Below are 24,077 nucleotides of genomic sequence, written 5' to 3'. Positions count from 1 at the left end.
GAATAAAAAAACGGGAAGCTGCGAACAGCTTCCCGTTTTTATCAACGCTTTTATTTAAGCGTGGCGAGCTCTACTGCTCGCGTAAGATCTTCAGCATACGCTTGAGCGGCTCGGCAGCACCCCATAACAACTGGTCACCAACACTGAAGGCTGATAAGTATTCACCGCCCATATTCAGCTTGCGTAGACGACCGACCGGTACTTGCAGCGTGCCAGTCGCAGCAGCGGGCGTTAGGCCAGCAACCGTAGCGTCTTTGTCGTTCGGGATCAGCTGAACCCACTCATTGTGCTTAGCGATGCGATCTTCGATCTCGTCAAGCGGTACATCCTGCTTCAGCTTAATAGTGAATGCTTGGCTGTGAGAACGCATTGCACCGATGCGTACGCAAAGACCATCAATGGGGATCGGGTTATTTTGCAAACCTAAGATCTTGTTAGTCTCAACGCTGCCCTTCCACTCTTCACGGCTTTGGCCGTTATCAAGCTTGGTATCGATCCATGGCAGCAAGCTACCCGCTAGCGGTGCACCGAAATTATCCGTGGGGAAGTCACCACTGCGCATCGCAGCCGTCACTTTACGGTCGATATCCAGAATCGCGCTAGAGGTATCTTTAAGCTCTTCACCTACGCTATCGCGTAGCTGCCCCATCTGGTTCAACAGCTCGCGCATGTGCTTAGCGCCTGAACCGGAAGCTGCTTGATACGTCATGGAGGTCATCCACTCGACCATGTCTGCTTCGAACAAACCACCCAAGCCCATCAGCATCAGGCTCACGGTGCAGTTGCCGCCAACAAAAGTTTTAGCACCCTTCGCTAACTGGTTATCGATCACCTTACGATTGACCGGGTCCAGAATAATGGTCGCTTCATCTTCCATGCGCAGGGTGCTGGCCGCATCAATCCAGTAGCCTTTCCAGCCCGCCTCACGCAAGTCTTTATAAACCGGCTTGGTGTAGTCGCCACCTTGACAGGTAATCACCACGTCCAGTGCTTTTAACGCATCAATATCAAACGCATCTTTCAGTGGAGGCACGTCCACGCCGATATCGGGGCCAGGCTGACCAACTTGGGAGGTGGTGAAAAATACCGGTTCAATACCGTTAAAATCACCATCTTCCTGCATGCGCTGCATCAGCACTGAGCCAACCATGCCACGCCATCCCACGAAACCGACTTTCAACATGTGAAGTCCTCCAACTAAGAATGAGAGCGATATTATACACAAATATTAGACACAACGTCGGCCACCCCCAGGGTGGCCGACTGTTAATACCTTTCAGCGTCAATTAGTTAGCACGCTTTATACATAATTTAATTTTTTGCAAAGGCCGCCAATACGGCATCACCCATCTCATCGGTAGAGACACGGCGCGTCCCTTCAGAGGCGATGTCAGCAGTACGCAAGCCATCATCTAACACACTGCCAACAGCGGCTTCAATGCGCTCAGCCATGGCGGTTTCATTCAATGAATAGCGCAACATCATCGCGACCGACAGCATCATTGCTAATGGGTTAGCAATATTCTGCCCAGCGATATCCGGCGCGCTACCGTGGCAAGGCTCGTACATGCCCTGGCCACTCTCGTTTAGCGACGCTGAAGGCAACATGCCGATAGAGCCGGTAAGCATGGCAGCGGCATCGGAAAGAATATCGCCAAACATGTTGCCCGTCACTACCACATCAAACTGTTTCGGCGCGCGCACCAGCTGCATGGCGGCGTTATCCACGTACATATGGGAAAGCTCAACATCCGGGTACTCCGGTGCCAAACGCTCCATCACTTCACGCCACAGAATAGTGACTTCCAACACGTTGGCTTTATCCACCGAGCAGAGTTTTTTGCCACGCTTCTGAGCCATTTCAAAGGCGACGCGACCAATACGCTCAATTTCGCTTTCAGAGTAGATGTAGGTGTTAAAACCCACCCGCTCGCCGTTGCGCTCTTCGATGCCACGTGGCTGGCCGAAATAGATGCCACCGGTAAGCTCGCGGACAATCATAATATCCAGCCCAGCCACTAACTCCGGCTTCAAGCTAGAGGCGCTAGCCAACTGCGGATAAAGCATGGCCGGACGCAGGTTGCCGAACAAACCTAAGTTTTTCCGCAGACCTAACAGGCCTTTTTCAGGACGCTTGGAAAGGTCTTCGAGTGTATCCCATTTAGGGCCACCAACAGCGCCCAGCAAAATAGCACTGGCTGCCTTGGCTTTTTCTAGCGTTTCAGCAGGCAGTGGCTCACCGTGAACATCGTAAGCAGAGCCACCGACAAGGCCTTCTTCGACGTCGATATCCAAACCAGCTTCCTGGCAGGCCTTCAGCAAGCGGGCCGCCTGAGCCGCAATTTCAGGGCCAATACCATCACCCGGCAGCAGTAATACCTTATGAGTCATGCAATTTCCTTAGCATTTCAAACGTTAAAGGTGAATGAACACTTACGCAGGCTGGCGGAACAACCAAGGACGCTGCTGGCGGTGTTTTTCTTCAAACGCACGAATTGCGTCTTCGTCCTGCAGGGTAATACCAATATCATCCAAGCCGTTCAGCAGGCAGTGCTTACGGAACGCATCCACCTCAAATTCGAGAATTTCGCCACTGGGCGTGATGACCCGCTGGTTCTCTAAATCTACGTCTAATTGATAGCCTTCGCTGCCTGCCACTTCAGCAAACAGGCGGTCAATAACGTCTTCTTCCAAGATAATCAGCAGAATGCCGTTTTTGAAAGCGTTGTTGTAGAAGATATCGGCAAAGCTTGGCGCAATCACCGCTTTGAAACCAAAATCTTCCAGCGCCCACGGGGCGTGCTCGCGGGAACTACCACAGCCAAAGTTGCGACGCGCCAGCAACACTTCAGCACCTTGGTAACGCGGCTGATTCAATACAAAATCCGGGTTCAGCGGGCGCTGCGAGCAGTCTTGTCCTGGCTGGCCTTCATCCAGGTAGCGCAGTTCATCAAACAGGTTCACGCCAAAGCCAGTACGCTTAATCGACTTCAAAAACTGCTTCGGAATAATCAGGTCGGTATCGACGTTAGCACGGTCAAGCGGCGCGACGATTCCTTCTAAACGTTCAAATTTATTCATGGCTTAGGCCTCCTGCGCGTGGCTAGTATCGTTAGCGGGTAAGGAACGTACATCAACAAAGTGACCAGCAATCGCTGCCGCCGCCGCCATTGCAGGGCTCACCAAATGCGTGCGTCCGCCGTAACCCTGACGGCCTTCAAAATTGCGGTTAGACGTTGATGCACAGTGCTCACCAGCGCCCAACTTGTCGGCATTCATTGCCAAGCACATTGAGCAACCCGGCTCACGCCATTCAAAGCCTGCTTCAATAAAGATTTTATCCAAGCCTTCTGCTTCCGCTTGGCGCTTCACCAAACCAGACCCCGGCACCACCATGGCAAGCTTAATCGAGTCCGCGACTTTATTGCCTTTCGCCACTTTGGCCGCTTCGCGTAAATCTTCAATACGCGAGTTGGTACAGGAGCCGATAAATACTTTATCGAGCTTAATATCGGTAATTTTCTGGTTTGCCTGCAAGCCCATATATTCGAGGGCGCGCGCGTGGCTGCGCTGTACGGTGTCATCCAACGCGGCTTGGGGGTCTGGCACTTGGCCGGAAATACCGGTAACCATTTCCGGGCTAGTCCCCCAACTGACCTGCGGTTCGATCTCTTCAGCTTGCAGTGTAACCACTTTATCGAACTGCGCGTCAGCATCGGAAACCAGATTGCGCCAGTCAGCGACCGCGGCTTCCCACTGCTCTGCGGTGGGCGCAAAGGGACGCTCGGCCAGGTAATCAATCGTCGTATCATCGACAGCAATCAGGCCCACACGGGCGCCAGCTTCAATGGCCATATTGCATACGGTCATGCGGCCTTCCATAGAGAGCGACTCAATCGCACTACCGGCAAACTCAATGGCATAGCCCGTACCACCAGCGGTGCCAATCTTGCCAATAATCGCCAACACCACGTCTTTAGCGGTCACGCCCAGGCCAAGTTCGCCTTCCACACGCACTTGCATGTTCTTCATTTTTTGCGCCAGCAAGCACTGGGTCGCCATAACGTGTTCAACTTCTGAGGTGCCAATACCATGAGCCAGGGCGCCAAACGCACCATGGGTCGCAGTGTGGGAATCGCCGCACACCACGGTCATGCCGGGTAACGTTGCGCCCTGCTCTGGGCCTACCACGTGCACGATACCCTGGCGCGGGTCGTTGATTTTGAACTCTTCAATGCCGTACTCAAGGCAGTTATCGTCCAAGGTTTGTACTTGGATTAACGACACCGGGTCTTTAATACCGCTATTGCCTTCCGCACGCTCTTTTACCGTCGTAGGCACGTTGTGGTCCGGCGTTGCCAAGTTAGCATCTAAACGCCAAGGCTTGCGATTAGCCAAGCGCAGGCCTTCAAACGCCTGGGGCGAGGTGACTTCGTGAAGCAACTGGCGGTCGATATAGATCAACGCCGTGCCGTCGTCACGCTGTTTCACCAAATGTTGATTCCAGAGTTTGTCGTAAAGCGTTTGACCTGACATGTTGCTCTCCTGGGCATTGCCCTGCTAGTTCGGTATGGCAGCCTCTACGTGCTGCTTATGTGGCTATGTAGGCAGTGTCACGCGAGTCGCGCATAAAAGCAATTCATGTTATTCATAGATTAGATTCCAAACTGGAATACCAATTCAGGGAGCCGCAAGTGGATACTCAGAGCCTGCAAGCATTTCTGGCCGTTGCCGAAACCCAGAGCTTTTCCCGCGCGGCCGAACAGCTGTATTTAACGCAGCCTGCAGTAAGCAAACGCATCGCTACTCTGGAGGACCAACTTGGCACCCGGTTATTTGACCGCATCGGGCGGCGTATTGCGCTGACCGAAGCGGGCAATGTATTACTTCCCAAAGCACAGCACATACTATTTACCGTGGAAGACAGCCGCCGAGCACTTGCCAATCTTTCCGGCCAAGTAGGCGGTAAGCTAATGCTAGCCACCAGTCACCACATCGGCCTGCATCGACTGCCACCGCTGTTAAAGCAATACACGCATCGCCACCCGGAAGTGGCGTTAGACTTGCACTTTCTGGACTCAGAGCTAGCCTACCAGGGCGTGGTCGATGGCACGCTGGAGATGGCAATAGTCACTCTCGCCCCCCACCCCGTTGAACAGCTTCACGTGGTAGAGCTATGGCGCGACCGGCTGTGTTTTGTCTGCGCCACCGACCACCCACTGGCACAGCGTACCCGCCACACCAGCAGCCCACTCAGCTTGACTGAATTATGTGAATTCAATTGCGTGCTGCCAGGTGCCAAAACCTTTACCCGCACCTTGATTGGCCAACGTTTTGCCGAAGTGGGCCTACAGCTTCCCGTTAGCATGGCAACAAACTATTTAGAAACGCTGAAAATGATGTGCAGCGTGGGCCTTGGCTGGAGCCTACTGCCTGAAAACATGATCGATAGCGAACTCATTGAGCTCAATGTAGACACCGCCCCCATCCAGCGCCCGCTGGGCTATCTCGTCCACACCAGTCGTACGCTTTCTAATGCCGCTAAAAAAATGATTGAAGAACTGGAAAGTACCCGCCAAGTCACTCTCGACTAGCCGCACGCACCAGTGTTGTGGGCACGCACCAATGTTGCGAGAAAGCGATACGCGGGCCTATCAAGCACCCGCGAAGCGATGCCTGAACAATTACAAAGCGCTATTCGTCTCCACAACCTCTCGGATCACACTGCCCAATTCAGCTATTGCGCTATTTCGTTCTTCAAATGATGCGTCCGTTTCGGTGATATAAAACGCCACGATGGTAGGCTCGCGCTCGGGCGGCCATATTACAGCGGTAATCGATCTTGAACCAAAGCCACCGGCTCCCGTCCGATCTCCAATTACCCATTCATCAGGTATTTGTGACCTAAACAAGCCATCAGCCACTTCATTATTAACCAGCCATTCACGCAGTTGGTTTTTAGACTGAGGCGATAGCGCGTTTCCCACTACCAGTTTCTCAAGGTTACTCACCATTGCATTGGGCGTGGAGGTGTCACGCTCATCATGTGGAGTAGCCTCGTTTAGCTCCGTCTCCCAACGATCCAAGCGCGTGACACTATCCCCCAGCGCTCTAACAAATTCTGTCACGGCCTGCGGTCCACCAATTGCCTGTAAGATCAGGTTAGCCGCAGTGTTATCGCTGGTTGTCAGCGTCGCTTCGCAGAGTTCAAACAGCGATATTTCCCGGTTATCGGCATACGCTTCGGTAACGGGTGAATAGGTGACAATGTCAGAAGCAGATACTTTTATTCGTCTTTCGAGTTGCTCACTTCCTTCATCCACACGCTGCAGCAGCGCTGCGCACGCTAAGGTTTTAAAGGTGCTGGACATCGCGAACAGCTGGTCTGCGTTGTATTCCCAGCGCTGCCCAGTTTCCAGGTCATAGGCTGCAAAACCAACGCGTGCATCCAACTGCTCCTCTATACGCTCAACCTCTGTAAGCAACGTATCATCCTGGGCCATCAACACAGAAGGAACCGCTATTAAGCAAATCGACATAACCCAGCGCGAAACTTGTTGTTTACAAAGCACTTTTATCATCCTTTAAACATCATATAATCGATCATAAGGGTAGAGGCATGCTGCTCGCCATATACAGGGCCTGGAAGGTAGATTAATCGCGGGAGGTTGACGACGGGTCACTTATCAGCCTTCCATACAACGCGGAATCAGAGACAACACCATTCACTTCCCATCGCTGCCGAAGCACCCCTTCTAGAGTAAAGCCAAGCTTCTCAAGCGCTTTCGCTGAAGCGTGGTTATCTGGGTCAATTTCAGCTTCAATACGACGAAGCCCCAGTGCATTAAAGCCATACTGTATCAAGGCTTCACCCGCCTCATTAATATAGCCTTTGCCCCAATAGCGTTGGCCTAAGCCAAAGCCGACCTCAGCACGCTTAGACTCTTTGTCATAACTAAACAGCATGCACTTACCCACCAGATCACTTGTTGACTTTAGATATATCCCAAGCACCAGTGACTCTTCACGCAGCATCGAAGCGTTGCTGACATCAACAAAATCCAAAGCGTCCTGAATATCTGACCAAGGTGCCGTATTCCAATACTTCATCACTTCAGGGGAAGAAAATATGTCTAGCAGGCTTTCTGAATCAGCGGCTGCTAATGGCTGCAGTGTTAGCCGTTCGGTTTCGATCACTGGGAAAAACAACTCTTCTGACATTCATAACTCCTTTTTTGCACGACGCCGCCAACCCGTGCAGCTGCACAGCCCGCACGACACAACGACATTCTATGTCTCGTGCAGCCTAAGCGATAACGCTTTTGCCAACTCACCCGCCCAACTCACCGACACCAAAGGATGCCCAGAGGAAGAGCTGACCAGCACAATATCAATACTAGGCAGTGCCGGCATCCCATGAACAGCGCCGACTTCGATCAAACCACGCGGCAAGGAAGCTGTCGCTGCCGCCGTGATAGCCTTGCCCTGCCGAACCAGCCCCATCAAAGCTCCGGTATTGGCACTGAGCGCCTTTATACGGTAAGCGCGGCGTGTTTTATTTAGGCCATCCAGAGCAGCACTGTGAAACTTACAGTCGGCTTCATACAGGGCCAAAGGCAACGTTTCATGCTGCTGCCAGTCAAATTCCGGGTGCTGTATCCAAATTCCCTTATCAAGCATCAGCACATGACCTTCATCACTGTTAGCCGCTCGCGTCAGGATAGCCAAGTCCAGCGCCCCCTCATCCAGCTGCTTTCTCAACGTGATGGTAGGCGCGCATATCAGCTGTAGTTGAACATTGGGGTGTTGGTCATGAAGGGTATCTACCAACAAAGGTAGCAGGCTCTGGGCGTAGTCATCTGGGCTGCCAATACGCAACGTCGGTAAAGCGGCGCTCGATCTCAGTTGAACTAGCGCCTCATCATGCATTGCCAGTAAGCGGCGAGCGTAGCTGACAAGACGTTTGCCCTCGTTGGTGAGCTCTAGATTGCGGCCTTCTTTAAAGAACAAGCTGCAGCCGACCTGCTCTTCCAGACGCTTCATTTGCATACTAAGTGCGGCCTGGGTTCGGTGAACCTGACGCGCGGCTCGGGTAAGACTACCGGTATCAACCACGGCGATATAGGTGCGCAGGAGATCCATATCCATGTAACGAGGCCTCTATCCATCAGCCCCACTGATGGCTGATATCAGTACTATTCGTTTGTCGAACTTCGCGGAAAGCGAAACACTGTCCTCCGTGGCTTGGGTGTGGATTCAGACCCGCAACCCTTGCGTTCAATTCACTGGAGAAGACGATGATCTTGCACGACTACCGACCTTCCGGCAACGGCTACAAAGTACGCCTATTACTGAATTTGCTGGATAGACCCTATGACTATCGCCATTACGATATCGTGCATAGAGAAACGCGCACCCCGGCATTCCTGCAGAAGAACCCCACTGGCAAAATTCCAGTACTGGAGCTCGACGACGGCCGTTTTCTATGCGAGTCGAACGCCATTCTCTACTACCTAGCCCAAGGGAGTAATTATTGGCCAGAAGATCGCTGGAACCAAGCCCAGGCCCTGCGCTGGATGAACTTTGAACAGTACAGCCACGAACCCAACATCGCCACACCGCGCTTCTGGCTAACTCACCTTGGCCTGAATGATGAACGCCAAGCTCAGCTAGCGGGTAAACAAGCATTGGGGCGCGAAGCGCTAGCGGTGATGGACGATCACTTGGCAAAGCAGGAGTGGTTCGTAGCAGGCCGCTACACCATCGCGGATATTGCCCTCTTCGCCTATACCCATGTAGCTGAAGATGGCGGGTTCACACTGGCGGATTATCCCAATGTTTGCCGATGGCTGGATCGGGTAGCGTCTCACCCGAACCACATTGCGATCACAGCGGAGTAGAAACGTTTCCATGCTGACAATTGCCAAGCTTAAAACTGTATCAGCTCAACTTCATTAAGCTTTCTCTTGGCTGACGCCGCCACGCTGTTAAAAATCGGGTTTTCGGCGATACGTTCAGTAGATTTCCTGTGATAATGACCAAGCGCTTTTTAGCGGTTTGCCGCCAAGGGGACAAAAAACCAGCTGCGCGTGCTTGGCCATCATGGGAAATCTCTTGATAGCCTAGCTCGCTAGGGGTGCCCTCTATGGCCTGTTGCGAGGGGTCACCATGATCGTGGTACCGCTCCCAATGAGCGATGGTTTTGAAGTGCAAACTTTATAGCAACTATAGCTTCAGCCCTGCATAAGGGGTTTTACCATGTCGATGATCGGCCAAAGTATCAGCATTGGTGAGCTAGCACGACGAACCGATTGCAAACCTGAAACAGTTCGTTATTACGAGCGCATTGGGCTACTGCGCGATGCGACACGAACCAACGGAGGGCAGCGCCGCTATGGAGACGACGCGGTGCGGCGTTTGACCTTCATTCGTCATGCCCGAGACTTTGGCTTTTCGGTGGAATCAGTGCGAGAGCTTTTGGCCATGTCAGATCAACCTGAGATGCCTTGCCAAGAAGTCGATGCCATCGCCACACATCACCTAAAGAAAGTGGAATCCCGCCTTCAGCGACTGTCCGCACTGCGTGAGGAGCTTCAACGAATGGTCACGCAGTGTGCCGGTGGCAAAGTGGAAAGCTGCCGAATCATTGAGGTCATCAGTGATCATCAGCTCTGTATCACTGAAAACTCGCACGGAGGTGCTAACGACTTGAGTTAGAACTAACGCTACGTCCCACGCCCAAGAAGAAATAAGCCGCTAGCATGACATCAGCGGCGGTCCCAAAGCTAAATCGCCAACACCAAGATTTGGTGCTTAAGTAAACAAGACGTGAAGCACACCAACAGCCGTCATCAAGCCTGCCACAAGGCTTACCAAACACCGCATGGTGGCAAGAGAAACCTCTTCCACACCTACTTACCTGTGTTGCAATAGGTGAGTGATTACACGGCTCGGGTTCCAAAACGAAGCAAGCACACGTTCACATTACTTACAGACCATGCAACGTTGCTAAGCACAGATGGTTATAACTAGTTATACGAGATCGAGTCATACATAGACGCCGTACCGATAGCTTGTTCCAAGCGATTTCTTGCCTCGTAAAGTGATGTTTGATATTCACTTTGAGTCAGTTGCTCGCCTAGCATGATGCGTTGACCTTGGCCAAGGGGATCAACAGGTTGGTTATTGATCCTCACTTCATAATGCAGGTTGGGGCCAGTGGTGACCCCAGAGGCACCTACCTCTCCAAGCAGCTCTCCCGCGTTGATTAAATCCCCAACCACTAACTGGGAGGAGAATCGGCTAAGGTGTGTATAGCGACTAACGACTCCTGTGTCGTGCTCCACCTCAACCACCTGCCCATATCCCCCCTGGCGACCCATAAAGGATACGCGCCCAGGTGCGATGGCGATAACTGGCGTCCCCGCTGGTGCAGCCAAATCAATTCCATTGTGAGGGCGGACTCCTCCATACACAGGATGTCGTCGATTGCCAAAGCGAGAGGTTAAGCGAGCACTTAGCACGGGTAACCGCAACGTGCCTAGTAGGGTATTGCTTTTGAAAAGAGCAACATCACTCTTTGGGGTTTCCGGCCAGATAACCTCTAGGGGCTCTGCCTGGTCAGGAAGAGCAGCATAATTGAGGCGTGGTGGCCCAACACGGGCGCCGTCCTGGCGTCGATCTTCCTCCCACACTAATTGAATACGTTCGTTGCCTGAAAGCTCCAGCGGCGCTGCGATAAACTCGCTGAGCAGTATTTCTAATTTACTGGCGAATCGCGTAGGGACATCTTCTGCTGCTAAAGCCTCGTAGAGGGTGGTATCAATGATCACATCACGACCAAAGGTCAGGGTATCAACGCTATCAAGCGGTAAAAGACCTTCTTGCTCGCTAGCCTTTTGTAAACTGACAAGACTATGTTCAGACGGTGGCAATGAAAGATGCTCTTGCCAATTAGCTTCGACTAGCAAGGGGTAAAAACCCATCAAGCTTAGTAAATACCAGCGCTGCATCACTGACCACCCTCTTTCTCAGAATTTTCAGCTACTTCGCTCTCAACGGCATCAATCAGCTCTTGCATACCAAAGGGGTCTAAAGGTTGGTCATTGACAAAAAAGGTTGGTGTTTGGCGAATCTGATTAGCTCTGACATCCGCCATGTCTTGATCAATTACCGCCTGCACCTCAGCAGAGGTCAATTGTTTTTCCGCAGCCGCTCGATCAAGGCCCGCTTGGCTAGCGATATCGAGGATAGCAGATTCATCAAAGCTGCCATGCGAAGCCCATTGGTCCTGGTGAGCTAGCAGTCTCTCCAGTACCGGCTCAAAGACGCCCTGCCGACGGGCGGCTTCTAATACCCGAATGGCCTTGTCCGATACGTCGCCATGAAAAGGAGTGTAGCGCACGATCAGTCGCACTTTTTCTGGGTAGGTCTCCAGAATGCTTTTTGTCAGGGGATAGAAAGCACGGCAGGCTTCACAAGCTGGATCGAAAAACTCCACAATCGTCACCGGCGGCATCTTCTCGCCCCAAGATGGGGGAATGTGAACGCACCAAGGAGTTGTCGGCCTGGTCGCCGCTCTCATTTGCTGCCTGAGCCTGTATGTCTAAGAGCGCAGGTTTCGATACAGCGACGATGGCAGTGGCCAGCATTAACGTGCTGGCCAAGATAAAAGACGCTTTCTTGAACATTTTTTCTCTCTTTTTTAGCAATCGGTGGAAAGCCAAGTTGAAAAATAAGCTAATTACGCTGGGAGTAGGCCGCCCGCTACCAACTTGAGCCCAGAGCCCGCCTCGGTCTATCACTCATGCCCATATAGATTGGCATTTTGATGCGCGTGGTCGCTATGCTCAAACTCTAGGCTGGAATGAGCAATGCTGAAGCGCGTTTTCAACTCCTCCTTGATCTCTGCTTTGACGGATTCAAGCTGCTGCCAACCGGCTTCTGTCAGAACCACGTGGCAGTCAAGGGCTACTGTATTTTCCTGCATCTGCCATAGATGCACGTGGTGAATATCCTGGACTCCGTCGATATCTTGCACCGCTTCAACGACAGCCTGCCCGTCAATGTTCGGGGGAGAACCCAGCATTAGCGTACGGATAGGACCACCAATTTCAGAGAAAGCGAGGTAAAGAATATATAGCGCAATTCCTATGGTGATCGCGGGGTCTACCCAGCGCATGTCATACAGCAAAATAAGCGACCCCCCGATAATCACGGCGATGGAGGCAAACGCATCCGATAAGTTATGCAGAAAAAGAGCGCGGATATTGACACTCTCTTTTTGCATTGACCAAGTGAGCACGGCGGTTAGAGCATCAACGACAAGCGCGACGCCGCCAATAATCACGATCGTCCACCCCTCTATCTCAGGAGGATCGATCATCCGCATAGCGCCTTCGTAAATCAGGTAGACGCCGACAATAATGAGGGTGGTGTAGTTGATGAGTGCTGCCACTATCTCGATGCGGCCATAGCCAAAGGTCATGTGCGCATCGGCGGGCCGCCTGGCGATTTTACGAGCGGCAAAGGCAATAACTAGCGCTGCCATGTCAGATAAGTTATGTAATGCATCCGCAATCAGAGATAGGCTTCCCGCCATAACGCCACCGACAATTTGAGCGATGGTTAAGAGTCCATTGGCCCATATGGAAATGCTGACGCGCCGGTCGCCAGAGGCAGGATCAATGTGGGGATGATCATGATAATGTCCCATCGGCTACTCTCTCTAGAACTATCTGTTCTTGGTACTATAAAACCTCTAGCAACTAAAGCTTCAACCCTTGCGCACTGTTTATCTGCACCGCTGGATTGGGAAGAACATCCGCTGCCTCAAGATCACACCTTGTAACCCATTGAAAAATTAAAAAAAGTTACTAGGGATCATATTCTGTCCGCTGGATTCAGGCTCGTTTCAGGTTAATACCGTATAAGAAAGCAGTGACAACAACTCTTTTAAGGTAAATGACCATGCGCAACACCTTTTTAACAACGTCTTTTCTTGCTCTTTCACTAAGCCTAGCAACAAGCGCGACATGGGCTGCACCCGGCCATAGCGGCGGTGGCAGTGGCCTGAACGATGCTGACGTTGACCGCACGATCACTCTTGATGCTGGCGACATGTGGTTCGACCCTGAAACGTTAGAAATGGCGGCGGGTGAAATTGTCAAATTTGAAATAACCAACACCGGCAATTTAGAACATGAGTTCGTGATTGGTAGCAAAGAAGCCCAAGAAGAACATCGTCAAATGATGCTAAACATGGCCAACGGCGGAGGCCATGATATGTCGAATATGTCACATGGCGACGGTCACGATATGGCCAGCATGAACATGGCAGGTGTCTCCATTGCGCCTGGTGAAACCGGGACTTTATTATGGAGTGTCCCTGGCAATGTTAACGAACTAGAGTATGCCTGTAATATTCCCGGTCATTATGAATCCGGCATGTACGGTAATTTTTCTCTCTAATCTGACATAGACCCATGAAACTGTTGCTACTCGAAGATGATGATTTGTTAGCAGAAAGCTTGGCAGAGAGTCTCAAGGACAACGGTTACCTGGTTGATTTGGCCGCTTCATTGAAAGCGGCCAAGTCGCTGATGGCAACCGAGCATTATGAGCTGGCTATTTTAGATGTCGGTTTGCCCGATGGGTCGGGGTTAGATCTTCTCGCCCATTGGCGCAAGCAGAAGTGCAGTACGCCTATTTTGATTTTGACGGCACGCGACACCTGGGAAGATAAAGTTATTGGGCTTGAAACGGGAGCCGATGACTATCTCACCAAGCCCTTCCACGAAGCCGAACTCATGGCCCGCCTGAAGGCCTTGTTGCGTAGGCAGTCTGGTCAGTTATCTCAGGTGATTACGCTAAACGGTGTCTCGTTGGATGAGGCGGGTCAACGCGTGTGCTTAGAAGGAGAAACGTGGCGTTCGCTAACGGCAACGGAGTTTCGATTATTGCGCTACTTAATGCTTCATCCAGACCGTATTCACTCGAAAGATCAGCTACTAGAGCAGCTCTACGCCTTGGAGCAGGACGCTGCCGCACCTAACTTGGTGGAAGTCTACATCGCTCGTCTGCGTCGTTACCTCGGTAAATCAGTCATTCAAACGCGACGCGGTCAGGGGTATTTCTTTGCTTCACATTGATAGACGCAGTTTACGTATTCGACTACTCGCATGGCTAGGCTGCGTCGCGCTACTGGTGGTAGTCACCACGTGGCTATTGCACGGGATCTTTTTACAGAGTCTGGCAAGGGATTTTTTAGGTGAACGCTTACAACGTGAAGCAAACCACGCGGTCGCGCAGCTAGAGCAAGACCAAACGGCTGTACCGACTGCGCTCGACTCGGTTAGCCAAGGCTATCAAGTTTTTCATCATCTCTACGTACTCCGGTTCAATGGCTCGGTCAGCGCTTCTGACCCGCAATGGCAGCAACAGCTGGCTCCGTTGCTAAATGAGAACGGCGATGCCCTAATAGATGTAAATCGCGGAACACAGCACATGCTCGTCTATCGCCGCCACTTTGAGTGGCAGGGCACACAGGGTGTGCTATTGGTAGGTGAAGATTTTTCCCAAGTAGAATCAGGGCTTGCAACTTTACACTGGTGGGTCGGTGGGATCGCCGCCGTGCTTTTAGGGATGCTCATCATACTCAACATGCTAGCGGTTAACCGTGGACTCACGCCACTCTGGCAACTGCGCCAGCAACTTGAAGCATTGCGATCAGGTAAACGGGATCGCTTGTCATTAGTAGCCCCTTCGGAGCTAGATGACTTAGTCGACCAGTTGAACTGGTTCATGGACGACATTGATCTTCGTCTGAAGCGCTCGCGAGAATCGGTCGCCAACCTATCACATGCATTAAAAACACCGCTGGCAGCCGTTACTCAAGTACTGCGTGGCAACCGGCCTATTGATGACAACCGACGCCATAAACTACTCAGCCGTATTGAAGACATTAACGCCCAGTTGGATGCAGAGCTGCGTCGTTCACGTATTGCAGGCCCTAATGCGGGACGAATGGCCAACGTTACTCGTGATAGCTTACGGCTGATTGAGATGTTCCGTAGCCTTTATCCTGAGCGTATGTTCGAACTGACTCACTCAGCACGTGAGGAAGAACAAGTTTCCATTGAATCTCACGACTTTTCAGAAATATTAGGCATCGTGCTTGATAACGCAGGAAAATGGTCGAGCAGGCGCGTTCATTGCGATGTTGCCGTCACTGTAACTGCACTCACGCTAACGATTAATGATGATGGGCAAGGCGTTGCAGAAGAGGAACTTTCGCGCTTGGGAGAGCGTGGTACACGACTAGATGAGCGCCGTCCTGGCTACGGCTTAGGCCTTTCGATTCTTGCGCAGTTAATTGCCCGCTACTCAGGGCACTCGCAGTTTGAGCGAAGTCCACTGGGTGGACTGCGCGTTACAATTACATTGCCTCTAGCGGTTGAAGTGACTAATTAATCATCATTCAGCTTTGATTCAGCTTCTTCCATCAAGATAGTGCTATTCACTATTGATGGGAGTTACGCATGGCACGCTCAAGTATCATTTCTCACCCTCTTTCTCGTCGGCAAGTGTTAAAAGGAGGCGCTGCCTTAGGCTTAGGCTCTGCTGCGGCAATGGGATTAACTCCCGCTTGGGCAAACCCCTGGGGCCGTACCAATGTCTATGCACAAGGCGTCGAAGACGGGCCCGAGGTATCGCTGGCTATCCGCCGTGAATCGTTGCCTATTAACGGACAAGAAGCCCAACCCATCACCATCAACGGTACCAGTCCTGGCCCGCTAATTCGTCTGAAAGAAGGTCAAGACGCAGTACTACGTGTCACTAACCTGCTGGACGAGCCCACCTCCATCCACTGGCATGGTCTCATTCTACCGCCGGAAATGGATGGTGTGCCTGGCGTTAGCTTTGCAGGTATCGCCCCTGGTGAAACCTTTATCTACCGTTTTCCCGTCCGCCAGAACGGTACCTACTGGTACCACAGTCATTCCGGTATGCAGGAGCAGCTTGGCCATGCAGGGCCATTGATTATAGACGCTGCCGAGCGTGAGCCTATCCGTTACGACCGTGAGCATGTGTTACTGCTCACCGACTGGACTTTTGAAGACCCGATGTCGGTGTTCCGTAATTTGAAAACCATGGAAGGCTATTACAACTTCCAAGAGCGCACGATTGCAGACTTCTTTGCCGATGTTCGTAATAATGGTTTTGCTCAGACCGCTGAAATGCGTGGCATGTGGGCTCAAATGCGCATGAGTTCGCGGGATATCGCCGATGTCACCGGTAGTACTTATACCTATCTTCTCAACGGCCATTCTCCTCAAGAAAACTGGAATGCCTTGTTCAAAGCCGGTGAGCGGATACGACTACGCGTGATTAACGGCTCAGCCATGTCATTCTTCGATGTCCGCATACCCGGCCTGAAGATGACCGTGGTGGCCGCTGATGGACAGCCGGTGCAACCCGTTCCTGTTGATGAGTTCCGTATTGGCGTGGCTGAAACTTACGATGTGCTGGTTTCACCTGAAGACGACCGGGCATACACCATCTTCGCCGAAGCCATGGATCGGAGCGGCTATGCACGCGCCACGCTAGCTCCACGTGAAGGTATGCAGGCGGAGATTCCTGAACGCCGTCAAATTGCAGACCGCGGTATGGAAGCTATGGGTGCCCACGGGATGGGCGGTATGGATCACTCCAACATGGCGGGGATGGATCACTCTGACATGTCGAATATGGAAGGCATGGATCATTCCAGCATGGCTGGGATGGATCACTCCGGTATGTCCAACATGCAAGGCATGGATCACTCTACTATGGGAGGGATGGCAGCCGAGCAGGCCAAAATAGGCGCAAACGGTTTGCTTCTCGCCGGTGAAGCTCAGCCGGGTTCTCGCTATAACCAGGCGGGAATCGGCATTGATCCCGATGAACGACGCGTATTGGTTTACCGGGATCTCAAAGCGTTCACACCATGGCCTGATCGCCGTGAGCCAGGCCGTGAGCTTGAGCTGCACCTGACCGGCAACATGGAGCGTTATATGTGGTCGTTCGACGGTAAGAAGTTTAGCGAAGTGACCGGCCCTATTCATTTTGAGAAAGATGAGCGACTGCGCCTAATCCTCATTAACGACACCATGATGGAGCACCCTATCCACCTCCACGGTATGTGGATGGAGCTGGAAAACGGCCAAGGGGAATTGATACCACGCAAACACACCCTAAATGTGAAGCCCGGTGAACGCGTGTCTGCGTTGATCACCGCAGACGCAGAGGGCAGTTGGGCGTTCCACTGCCACCTTCTCTATCACATGGATGCTGGCATGTTCCGCGTTGTGCAAGTTTCTTAAGGAGGCAGTATGAAAATTAAGCGCTACTTAACCCTCGCCAGCGCCGCCCTTGGCATGGCCGCCGCCGCGACTGCTCAAGCCGAAGATGGCTATGCGGCACCAGACAGTTGGCCAGCGCCCACTGAGGAACATAATATGGGCATGGCACTGTTTGATCGGCTCGAATACAGCGTGCCTGATAAAGGCCCAGAAGCCGTGGTATGGGACTTTCAAGGCTGGTATGGCGGAGATATCAACCGCATTTACCTAAAGTCAGAAGGCGAAAATGTCCAGGGCGACGGTGAAGATGCTGAATTTGAGTCTCTGGAACTACTCTATAGTCGTCTAGTGGCTGATTTTTGGGAGTTACAGGGGGGGATCGGTTATCAAGGCGGTGTTTTCTCCGATGATCACGCCGAACGCACTTATGGCGTGGTGGGCCTGCAAGGCGTAATGCCCTACGGCATTGAAACCGACGTGGCATTACAAGTGAGTGAAGATGGCGACGTGGCCGCCAGTTTTGAAGGCGAATACGATCTGCGCCTGACTCAGCGGCTCTACCTACAGCCGCGTACCGAAATTGCTGTGGCTGCCAGCGAAGTTGAAGAATTTGGCGTGGGCGAAGGGCTTAACTCCGTTCGTGCTGGCCTACGGCTAGGCTATGAAGTGACCCGACGCTTTGCCCCCTACGTCGGTGCCTATTGGGAAAAAGAGTACGGCGACACTGCAGATCTCTCCCGAGCCAGTGGCGACAACACTGAAGATACGGGAATTGTTGCCGGTGTTAAATTAATGTTCTAACGAATTTGACAATGGGTAACTTTTAACGTCACCAAATGGTGGCGTTTTTTATTATTTTTAAATTCAGCTTCATTTCAAAAACCGCAGCTAATATAACCATGTAACCAACCACTGGAGTAGTTATCATGAACGTTAAATCAATTCTCTTTGGGGCGCTTGTAGCTAGCATTTTTTCAACGCCAGCATTGGCTAACTTTGGTACGACCACCCAAGAACTGCCACTACTTGAAAGAGGCATTTCTTCTACACAATTGCTGGCCCAAGGCCAATCAAAGCGTTTCAATATTAATATTCAACAAGCGACTACGCTGAAGATAGCAAGTGAGCACTTTCCAGGCGCAACCAGCACTGGCAACCGTATCTCTGCTGTGCTTTACAATGCAGATGGACAGCAGGTAGCAGAAGCATCCAGCCCACGTGGTCATTTTGAAATGGTTCGCCAACTGCAGTCTGGCAACTATCAGCTTGAAGTAAAAGGCAATGCACTGGGAGGTACTAAAGAAAATGACAATAACCGCTATGAGTTACATGTTAACTATTAATATATAGTCACTAATTTAAGATGCAGGGCCAGCCTTTATGCTGGCCTTTTTATTTAACATATATGTCTATCGTTGCATAATCCTATTTGTAACCGTAGCTAGAATTTTAAAATAAAATAGTAGGGTGTACTTGCCTGTGTGTGGCACATAGGTTCTATACTTTTAGTTAACATCACGTTTTTAGCAAAGGAGGCACAATGCCAAGGTCAGCACCCACTACCTCTGCACGGGTTTACCGGATGAAAACCGCCGAGCATATGTGCCCGTTCGGTTTGAAAACGGTTGATCTACTCAAGCGTAAAGGCTTTGAGGTTGACGATCATACGTTAACCTCCCGTGATCAGATAGAAGCGTTCAAGGCTCAAGAAAACGTCGACACCACGCCCCAGGTATACATCGGTGATAGCCGCATTGGAGGCTATGAAGAACTACGCAAACACTTAGGTTTGAGCGTTTCCAATTCAAAAGAAAAGACTTATCGACCCGTGCTAGCGATTTTTGCCGTCGCTATACTAATAGGTCTATCGATTAGCTGGGTCGTCCAGGGTTCGTTTCTCACAGCGCGTATGCCGGAATATGCGGTGGCTACCGCTATGGTGCTACTTGGCCTACAAAAACTGCAGGATGTCGAAAGTTTCAGCAATATGTTTTTGAACTACGATTTGCTGGCTCAGCGCTATGTGCCCTACAGCTACGTTTACCCCTACGCCGAAACACTAGCTGGCCTGCTTATGCTGGCCGGGGCATTAACTTGGTTCGCCGCGCCGCTTGCCCTATTTGTTGGTACGGTAGGTGCCGTCTCTGTGTTTAAAGCCGTGTATATCGACAAGCGGGAGCTGAAGTGTGCCTGTGTAGGCGGAAACAGTAATGTACCGCTGGGCTTTGTATCGTTAACCGAAAATCTGGTAATGATCGCCATGGGTCTGTGGATGCCATTACGCATGTTGTTAAGTTAAGCCTACCTTTCTTACGCTAAAGCGTAATCTGGGGCAGATAATTAACTGGACTATATTCAGATTGTATTCAGCTAATTCAACCAAGGGGGGCGTCGGCCCACGAAGGCAGATAAAGTGGCACCAAACGCATCTAGATAAACAGTACGCAAGTTATGACAACGCCCGCTCGACAACCTGGACATTGAATCCCTCTGATTCTTCGGGTGACTCAAAGTAGCCCATTACCATCCTGAAAACCTCCTCGGTATCGAAGCTCGCCCGCTCAGGCTGCTCCCTTTGGCGCTGTTTAAGCTGCTTTAGACAAACCTCGTCTTCGGCCATCACATAGTACAGTTCGTGGGGTATCCCGCGTGGCGAGTAGATATCCTTAAACCATGCCCTTTGCTTCCTGGTGTTGCCGGGGAAATCTAGAACCACAGTGGTGCCTGCCAAAAGCATTTGCTCAACGTGTTCCCTAAGCAATGGTTTAAGGCGCGACGAGTAACTGATGTAGTCGTTGAAATCGTTGATTTCGCCAGGAAAAAGAGCAGCTAACCAGTTATCCTCTGAAAGCAGCACGGCGCCGCGCTCACGCGCAATGCTGGCAGACAGCGTGCTTTTTCCAGCGCCCATCTTGCCACAGAAGAATATCAACGTTCCGTAAGAACTCATTATCTGCTCCTTTAATTACGCCTACTGCGTTTCTAATCCCTGCATCCATAACAGGCTTAATTGCTCAGCAGAAACGCCTAAAGTCGCTGGCTGAGACGCAAGTTGTGTTCCAAAAATCCTCTCGGCTACCTGTCTTCCAACGGTTTGAGCTGAGGACGCCTTAACGATTCGCTGCTGATAAAAACTTGTCAGAACGTTTTCCAACTCACCTTGCTCTCCCAAAAGCCTGACAAGATGCCACGCATCTTCCAGCGCCTGACACGCTCCCTGCCCTGATGTTGGCAAAGACGCATGGGCTGCATCTCCAATAATGACAACATTGTCTTGATGCCAATAAGGCAGAGGGTCAAGATCATGAACAAAAATGCGATTGAGCGATGCTGCATCATAGAATTTCAGCACGTTGCGTACCGGGTCAGGCCAGCACCGAAAACGCTGATGCAGCTCATCATACCAAGCAGATAAGGGCCGTTGTTTATCAATATCAGCATTCCATGCGCCAGCCCAGAAACATAGCCCATTATTCACAGGGACAATTCCAAACCGCTCACCCAAGCCACGAAAATCATGGATGGCGTTATCTAAAACCCCCTCATTCAACTGACTGATACCAATGATATTAATGAATCCTTGATAACGGGGACTCACCTTTTCGGCATATAGCATGTGACGCACCACCGAATTCATTCTCCCATCGGCTCCTACTACCACGTCAAACTCTTGCTTTAATCGGTCAATATCCTGCGTCGTCATTGGCCAGCCAAGGTGTATTTCCCCCCCCAAATCATCCAACCTCTCGGCCAGTATGCTCATAAGATCACGGCGCAATATTGTTATACTGGGGAAACCACTCAGCAGATTCACTTCCTCAAGATCAAGCTCACCCTGCCAAACACCAAATTGATCAAACTGACGCATTAAACGGGGAGTACCACCCAGACGTTTTAGCTCTTTTTCCAACCCCATCTGTTGCAGAACAAAAATTGCATTTGGCCATAAAGTCACGCCAGCACCAATGGACGAAACCTTACTGTCACGCTCATACACGTTCACTTGATAGCCTTGTTGTGCGACGAGTATCGCCAGCGCTATTCCTGCAACCCCTGCACCAACAATGGCAATACGATTGGTATTCTTCATCGGCCCTACCTAAATAATTAAATTCGGCAGAGATTGTCACAAAGCCACCCTGAAGGATAAACACGCTATTATTGCGTTATTAATCCCATTTTTTGAGATAATCTATGATTGAGAAAATCGAGCTTCAATGGTTACTTAGCTTTCAGGCGGTATATCAGCAACTGAGCTTTAAGCGCGCAGCGGAGCAGCTTCAATTGCCAACATCCAATGTCAGCCGCCATGTCGCGTTATTGGAGCAACAACTTAGTTTGCGACTATTGGAACGTACCACTCGTAAGATGATTCCAACCGCCGCAGGCAAGCAACTTTATCAGGCTATCACGCCGCTCACACGAGCAATGAATGACGCACTAGAAGAAGCCTCACTGCATGGTGACTTTTTATCCGGCCACCTTAAGATCATCATGCCTGACCTCCCCTTTCTGGCCGAAATCACTGCAAATTTTTGCCTCCAGCATCCTCAAATACAACTAAGCTGCGACACCCAATTAAACCCTTCGGAGGGCTTGTTAGAAGGGTTCGATCTAGTATTACGCTTCGGTAGAGGGCCATTGGAGGATTCTGGCTGGGTCGCTAAAGAAATCCAGCGCTGGCCAAGTTGCGTAGTTGCCGCGCCGCAACTTCTTAAACAACACCGAGTGCCTGACTCACTGGATGAACTGAGCAAAGCGCCCTGCATTACCAGCCTGTCCGTCCTACAAGGCATGCCCTGGCGGTTCAAGCATAACCAGACCATTCAGGTGCAATCCAGCTATAAGGTCAATAGTGGCTATATGGCTAAAGCTGCCGCGCTGAAAGGACTTGGCTTTGCTATTTTACCCACTCATGCATGCCAAGCAGATATAGAAAATGGATCGCTTATTAAGATTGATCTTAACTGCCAGCCAGAGGATCTCGTCTTATACGCGTTTTACTCGGGAAAAAAATACCCACTGGAGAAAGTGAGAGTATTTTTGGAATACCTGAGATTAGCAATTATGGATCTTGATTCAGGTGGAAATAAAGTCTCGTGATTACCTCCTCCATATCAGCTTCCACCTGTTACTCAACGCCAGACTGAAGACATATGTAGGTGGTGACGTAGACTGGGCTGCCATCACAAACGGCGCGTGGAACAGGCATCCGGCGGCGAATTGATTGCATTGCCAACACTGCGACTACTCTTCAACCTCTTGCAAATTCTCTAATGGAACCCACCCTGATTCTTTGCTGGTAGACTTTTCACACCATAGCCATCCATTCAAAATTCTTGCGCCAGTTAGACGCTCACCCGCCAGCACATTAAGCTCTCTAGCGGTGTAGTCATCAAGTGCACGCCCCTCTGAACCTTGCAATCGCTCAATAACTTGCCCAGGCACCCAACCTGGTTCCTGCCCGGGAGAACTGCAGAAAAACCAGTTATCCCACTCTTCAGTTCCCTTATACTCCTCGCCAACAACAAGAGGATCACCTTTTCTGAAAGTGATTGGGTTAGGAAACTCACTTTCATGTGAACTAACAACGAGATATTTCTTGGTGCTCATATGACTCTCTAGCTCTGGTTAACACCCGCATGCAAACTTTTGGGCTTATAATGACTACAGGCCCATCTTAACTCGTTCTGCTATGACTCACTCACCCACTTTGAATAACTGGACAATGGCTTTCAGATCAGCTTCCCTAGCTTTACGGACAGGCAATTTACGACCTCCTTATTCTTCTATAATAAGCTTAGCGGCGCGGGGAATGAGTACCTCGTAACCATAGTCCGCGAACTGCTGTGTCTGGTTAAGTTTCGGCCGTCCAAACTTCAAACTCATCACCATTGATGATAATTGCTTGCGTATTGCTAATTGGGCAAAGATCTATTTTGTCATCATAACTAGTGATAATTTTTTCAACGACTTGCTTGAAAGGAACGTTGGTATGGTGTGGCACTGGATAAAAATCAACCATATTTAATGATGAAAAAGAGTCTAAATTAGGTGCCGCCGTGAAATCGTCCATGTCTTTCACATACTCAATGTAAGGCGACATAACAATGGAGCCAGCAGACTCTCCGATATACATTTTCCCTGAACTTATTTGCTCCTTTATGAATTGATCTGCACCAGTTCTTTTCAACTCTTGAAGTAAAAAGAAAGTATTTCCACCAGTGACATAGATATAGTCATTTTTTTGAAGCTTGCTGTTTACCTCTTCACTTGGAGCAGTTGAAATCTCAAGCTCATCAACAATTAGCCCACACTTCTCGAGTGTTTCTCTGCCTGCGGCCACATAAAAATTGACATCTTCGACTAGACTTGCAGTAGGAATGAACGTAACCGTTTTTCCTACACATTTTTCGCTGGTAAACTTCACAAATAGATCGGCAACATCTGCGAAAGATGAAGTTAAAAACATGTTTTTCATTCGACTTCCTTACTGTCTAAATGCTGTCATTATAGAGGCTTAACAGGCTGTAGAAAATCCATTTCCGAGCCCTATCTACCACCTTCCATGTTGGTAAGTTTTGAGTAAAGATCATTGCGATACTTCGGATGGAAAACCGATAAGTCTAACTTGTATTCGATCAGGTAATGTAGCGTGCGCTCAAACATACCTAGGTAGAGGTGTGGACGGTTCGCAACTCCCGCCCACATTCCCTGGTTGAAGTGCCGGCGCTA

The 24,077-nt window shown here is 50.7% G+C and carries 26 protein-coding genes; 11 read left to right on the top strand and 15 right to left on the bottom strand.

The features are described from left to right. Positions 1-70: 70 nt before the first annotated feature. From asd to leuC, 4 genes are all read right to left on the bottom strand, one after another. A complete protein-coding gene (asd, locus tag IR195_RS08375) occupies positions 71-1,183 on the bottom strand; it encodes an aspartate-semialdehyde dehydrogenase (RefSeq protein WP_125747420.1) in 1,113 nt (370 codons plus the stop codon). Positions 1,184-1,311: 128 nt separating this feature from the next. Beyond that, positions 1,312-2,391 (bottom strand): 3-isopropylmalate dehydrogenase, encoded by a 1,080-nt coding sequence (leuB, locus tag IR195_RS08370; protein ID WP_038483705.1) that lies wholly within the window; start codon positions 2,389-2,391, stop codon positions 1,312-1,314. A 42-nt stretch (positions 2,392-2,433) separates the two neighbouring features. Beyond that, the gene (gene leuD / locus IR195_RS08365; RefSeq protein ID WP_206049302.1) at positions 2,434-3,081 is read right to left on the bottom strand and encodes a 3-isopropylmalate dehydratase small subunit; all 648 of its coding nucleotides are present in this window, start codon (positions 3,079-3,081) and stop codon (positions 2,434-2,436) included. 3 nt (positions 3,082-3,084) lie between these two features. Next, positions 3,085-4,536, bottom strand: a complete 1,452-nt coding sequence (gene leuC / locus IR195_RS08360; RefSeq protein WP_206049300.1) for a 3-isopropylmalate dehydratase large subunit — start codon at positions 4,534-4,536, stop codon at positions 3,085-3,087. Between the two features lie 158 nt (positions 4,537-4,694). On the opposite strand from leuC, the gene IR195_RS08355 reads away from it, so the two are divergent. Further along, the gene (locus IR195_RS08355; protein WP_206049298.1) at positions 4,695-5,594 is read left to right on the top strand and encodes a LysR family transcriptional regulator; all 900 of its coding nucleotides are present in this window, start codon (positions 4,695-4,697) and stop codon (positions 5,592-5,594) included. 90 nt (positions 5,595-5,684) lie between these two features. Here the strand turns inward: IR195_RS08355 and bla are convergent, their stop codons facing one another. The 3 genes from bla to IR195_RS08340 all read right to left on the bottom strand — a co-directional run bounded on the left by bla (position 5,685) and on the right by IR195_RS08340 (position 8,148). Then, on the bottom strand, positions 5,685-6,581 hold the full coding sequence (gene bla / locus IR195_RS08350; RefSeq protein ID WP_241006819.1) for a class A beta-lactamase: 897 nt from the start codon (positions 6,579-6,581) through the stop codon (positions 5,685-5,687). Positions 6,582-6,654: 73 nt separating this feature from the next. Next, positions 6,655-7,221 (bottom strand): GNAT family N-acetyltransferase, encoded by a 567-nt coding sequence (locus IR195_RS08345; RefSeq protein ID WP_146943747.1) that lies wholly within the window; start codon positions 7,219-7,221, stop codon positions 6,655-6,657. Positions 7,222-7,290: 69 nt separating this feature from the next. Continuing rightward, positions 7,291-8,148 (bottom strand): LysR family transcriptional regulator, encoded by an 858-nt coding sequence (locus tag IR195_RS08340; RefSeq protein WP_125747410.1) that lies wholly within the window; start codon positions 8,146-8,148, stop codon positions 7,291-7,293. 149 nt (positions 8,149-8,297) lie between these two features. Between IR195_RS08340 and IR195_RS08335 the strand changes: the two genes are divergently transcribed. Both IR195_RS08335 and IR195_RS08330 read left to right on the top strand, forming a co-directional pair. Continuing rightward, positions 8,298-8,900 carry a glutathione S-transferase family protein gene (locus IR195_RS08335; protein WP_206049296.1) on the top strand — a complete coding sequence of 201 codons (603 nt, stop codon included), beginning with the start codon at positions 8,298-8,300 and terminating at the stop codon, positions 8,898-8,900. Between the two features lie 358 nt (positions 8,901-9,258). After that, positions 9,259-9,717, top strand: coding sequence for a MerR family transcriptional regulator (locus tag IR195_RS08330; protein WP_089038152.1), 459 nt, complete (start codon positions 9,259-9,261; stop codon positions 9,715-9,717). Between the two features lie 311 nt (positions 9,718-10,028). On the opposite strand, the gene IR195_RS08325 is transcribed toward IR195_RS08330, so the two are convergent. The 4 genes from IR195_RS08325 to IR195_RS08310 form a co-directional block, all read right to left on the bottom strand. Next, positions 10,029-11,012 carry a M23 family metallopeptidase gene (locus tag IR195_RS08325; RefSeq protein WP_206049294.1) on the bottom strand — a complete coding sequence of 328 codons (984 nt, stop codon included), beginning with the start codon at positions 11,010-11,012 and terminating at the stop codon, positions 10,029-10,031. Then, positions 11,012-11,518: a DsbA family protein gene (locus IR195_RS08320; RefSeq protein WP_206049293.1), complete on the bottom strand. Its 507-nt coding sequence runs from the start codon at positions 11,516-11,518 to the stop codon at positions 11,012-11,014. The genes IR195_RS08325 and IR195_RS08320 overlap by 1 nt, the downstream gene beginning before the upstream one ends. Beyond that, the gene (locus IR195_RS08315) at positions 11,475-11,690 is read right to left on the bottom strand and encodes a hypothetical protein (RefSeq protein ID WP_206049292.1); all 216 of its coding nucleotides are present in this window, start codon (positions 11,688-11,690) and stop codon (positions 11,475-11,477) included. Before IR195_RS08315 ends, IR195_RS08320 begins: the two co-directional genes overlap by 44 nt. 110 nt (positions 11,691-11,800) lie before the next feature. Then, positions 11,801-12,715 carry a cation diffusion facilitator family transporter gene (locus tag IR195_RS08310; protein ID WP_206049291.1) on the bottom strand — a complete coding sequence of 305 codons (915 nt, stop codon included), beginning with the start codon at positions 12,713-12,715 and terminating at the stop codon, positions 11,801-11,803. 254 nt (positions 12,716-12,969) lie between these two features. Here IR195_RS08310 and IR195_RS08305 point away from each other — a divergent pair, with 254 nt between their 5' ends. The 7 genes from IR195_RS08305 to IR195_RS08275 all read left to right on the top strand — a co-directional run bounded on the left by IR195_RS08305 (position 12,970) and on the right by IR195_RS08275 (position 19,641). After that, positions 12,970-13,470: a cupredoxin domain-containing protein gene (locus tag IR195_RS08305; RefSeq protein ID WP_206049290.1), complete on the top strand. Its 501-nt coding sequence runs from the start codon at positions 12,970-12,972 to the stop codon at positions 13,468-13,470. 14 nt (positions 13,471-13,484) lie between these two features. Next, positions 13,485-14,150, top strand: coding sequence for a response regulator transcription factor (locus IR195_RS08300; protein WP_206049289.1), 666 nt, complete (start codon positions 13,485-13,487; stop codon positions 14,148-14,150). Next, positions 14,137-15,471: a sensor histidine kinase gene (locus IR195_RS08295; RefSeq protein WP_206049288.1), complete on the top strand. Its 1,335-nt coding sequence runs from the start codon at positions 14,137-14,139 to the stop codon at positions 15,469-15,471. The genes IR195_RS08300 and IR195_RS08295 overlap by 14 nt, the downstream gene beginning before the upstream one ends. A 68-nt stretch (positions 15,472-15,539) precedes the next feature. Beyond that, a complete protein-coding gene (locus tag IR195_RS08290) occupies positions 15,540-17,363 on the top strand; it encodes a copper resistance system multicopper oxidase (RefSeq protein ID WP_206049287.1) in 1,824 nt (607 codons plus the stop codon). A gap of 9 nt (positions 17,364-17,372) precedes the next feature. Further along, positions 17,373-18,143, top strand: coding sequence for a copper resistance protein B (locus IR195_RS08285; RefSeq protein ID WP_206049285.1), 771 nt, complete (start codon positions 17,373-17,375; stop codon positions 18,141-18,143). Between the two features lie 125 nt (positions 18,144-18,268). Then, a complete protein-coding gene (locus IR195_RS08280) occupies positions 18,269-18,685 on the top strand; it encodes a hypothetical protein (protein ID WP_206049283.1) in 417 nt (138 codons plus the stop codon). Between the two features lie 197 nt (positions 18,686-18,882). Beyond that, a complete protein-coding gene (locus tag IR195_RS08275; RefSeq protein ID WP_206049282.1) occupies positions 18,883-19,641 on the top strand; it encodes a glutaredoxin family protein in 759 nt (252 codons plus the stop codon). 150 nt (positions 19,642-19,791) lie between these two features. On the opposite strand, the gene IR195_RS08270 is transcribed toward IR195_RS08275, so the two are convergent. Both IR195_RS08270 and IR195_RS08265 read right to left on the bottom strand, forming a co-directional pair. After that, positions 19,792-20,292 (bottom strand): P-loop nucleotide/nucleoside kinase family protein, encoded by a 501-nt coding sequence (locus tag IR195_RS08270; protein ID WP_206049281.1) that lies wholly within the window; start codon positions 20,290-20,292, stop codon positions 19,792-19,794. 21 nt (positions 20,293-20,313) lie between these two features. Beyond that, positions 20,314-21,432, bottom strand: a complete 1,119-nt coding sequence (locus IR195_RS08265; protein ID WP_206049279.1) for an FAD-dependent monooxygenase — start codon at positions 21,430-21,432, stop codon at positions 20,314-20,316. Positions 21,433-21,536: 104 nt separating this feature from the next. Here IR195_RS08265 and IR195_RS08260 point away from each other — a divergent pair, with 104 nt between their 5' ends. After that, positions 21,537-22,445: a LysR family transcriptional regulator gene (locus IR195_RS08260; RefSeq protein WP_206049277.1), complete on the top strand. Its 909-nt coding sequence runs from the start codon at positions 21,537-21,539 to the stop codon at positions 22,443-22,445. Between the two features lie 144 nt (positions 22,446-22,589). Here IR195_RS08260 and IR195_RS08255 read toward each other — a convergent pair whose 3' ends face one another. Both IR195_RS08255 and IR195_RS08250 read right to left on the bottom strand, forming a co-directional pair. Next, on the bottom strand, positions 22,590-22,955 hold the full coding sequence (locus IR195_RS08255; RefSeq protein WP_206049275.1) for an SH3 domain-containing protein: 366 nt from the start codon (positions 22,953-22,955) through the stop codon (positions 22,590-22,592). A gap of 244 nt (positions 22,956-23,199) precedes the next feature. Further along, positions 23,200-23,823, bottom strand: coding sequence for a peptidase E (locus IR195_RS08250; protein ID WP_206049273.1), 624 nt, complete (start codon positions 23,821-23,823; stop codon positions 23,200-23,202). Positions 23,824-24,077 lie beyond the last annotated feature (254 nt).

Source organism: Vreelandella venusta (assembly GCF_015689495.1).
Lineage (GTDB): Bacteria > Pseudomonadota > Gammaproteobacteria > Pseudomonadales > Halomonadaceae > Vreelandella > Vreelandella venusta.
This window is presented reverse-complemented; position numbering and strand designations above follow the sequence as displayed.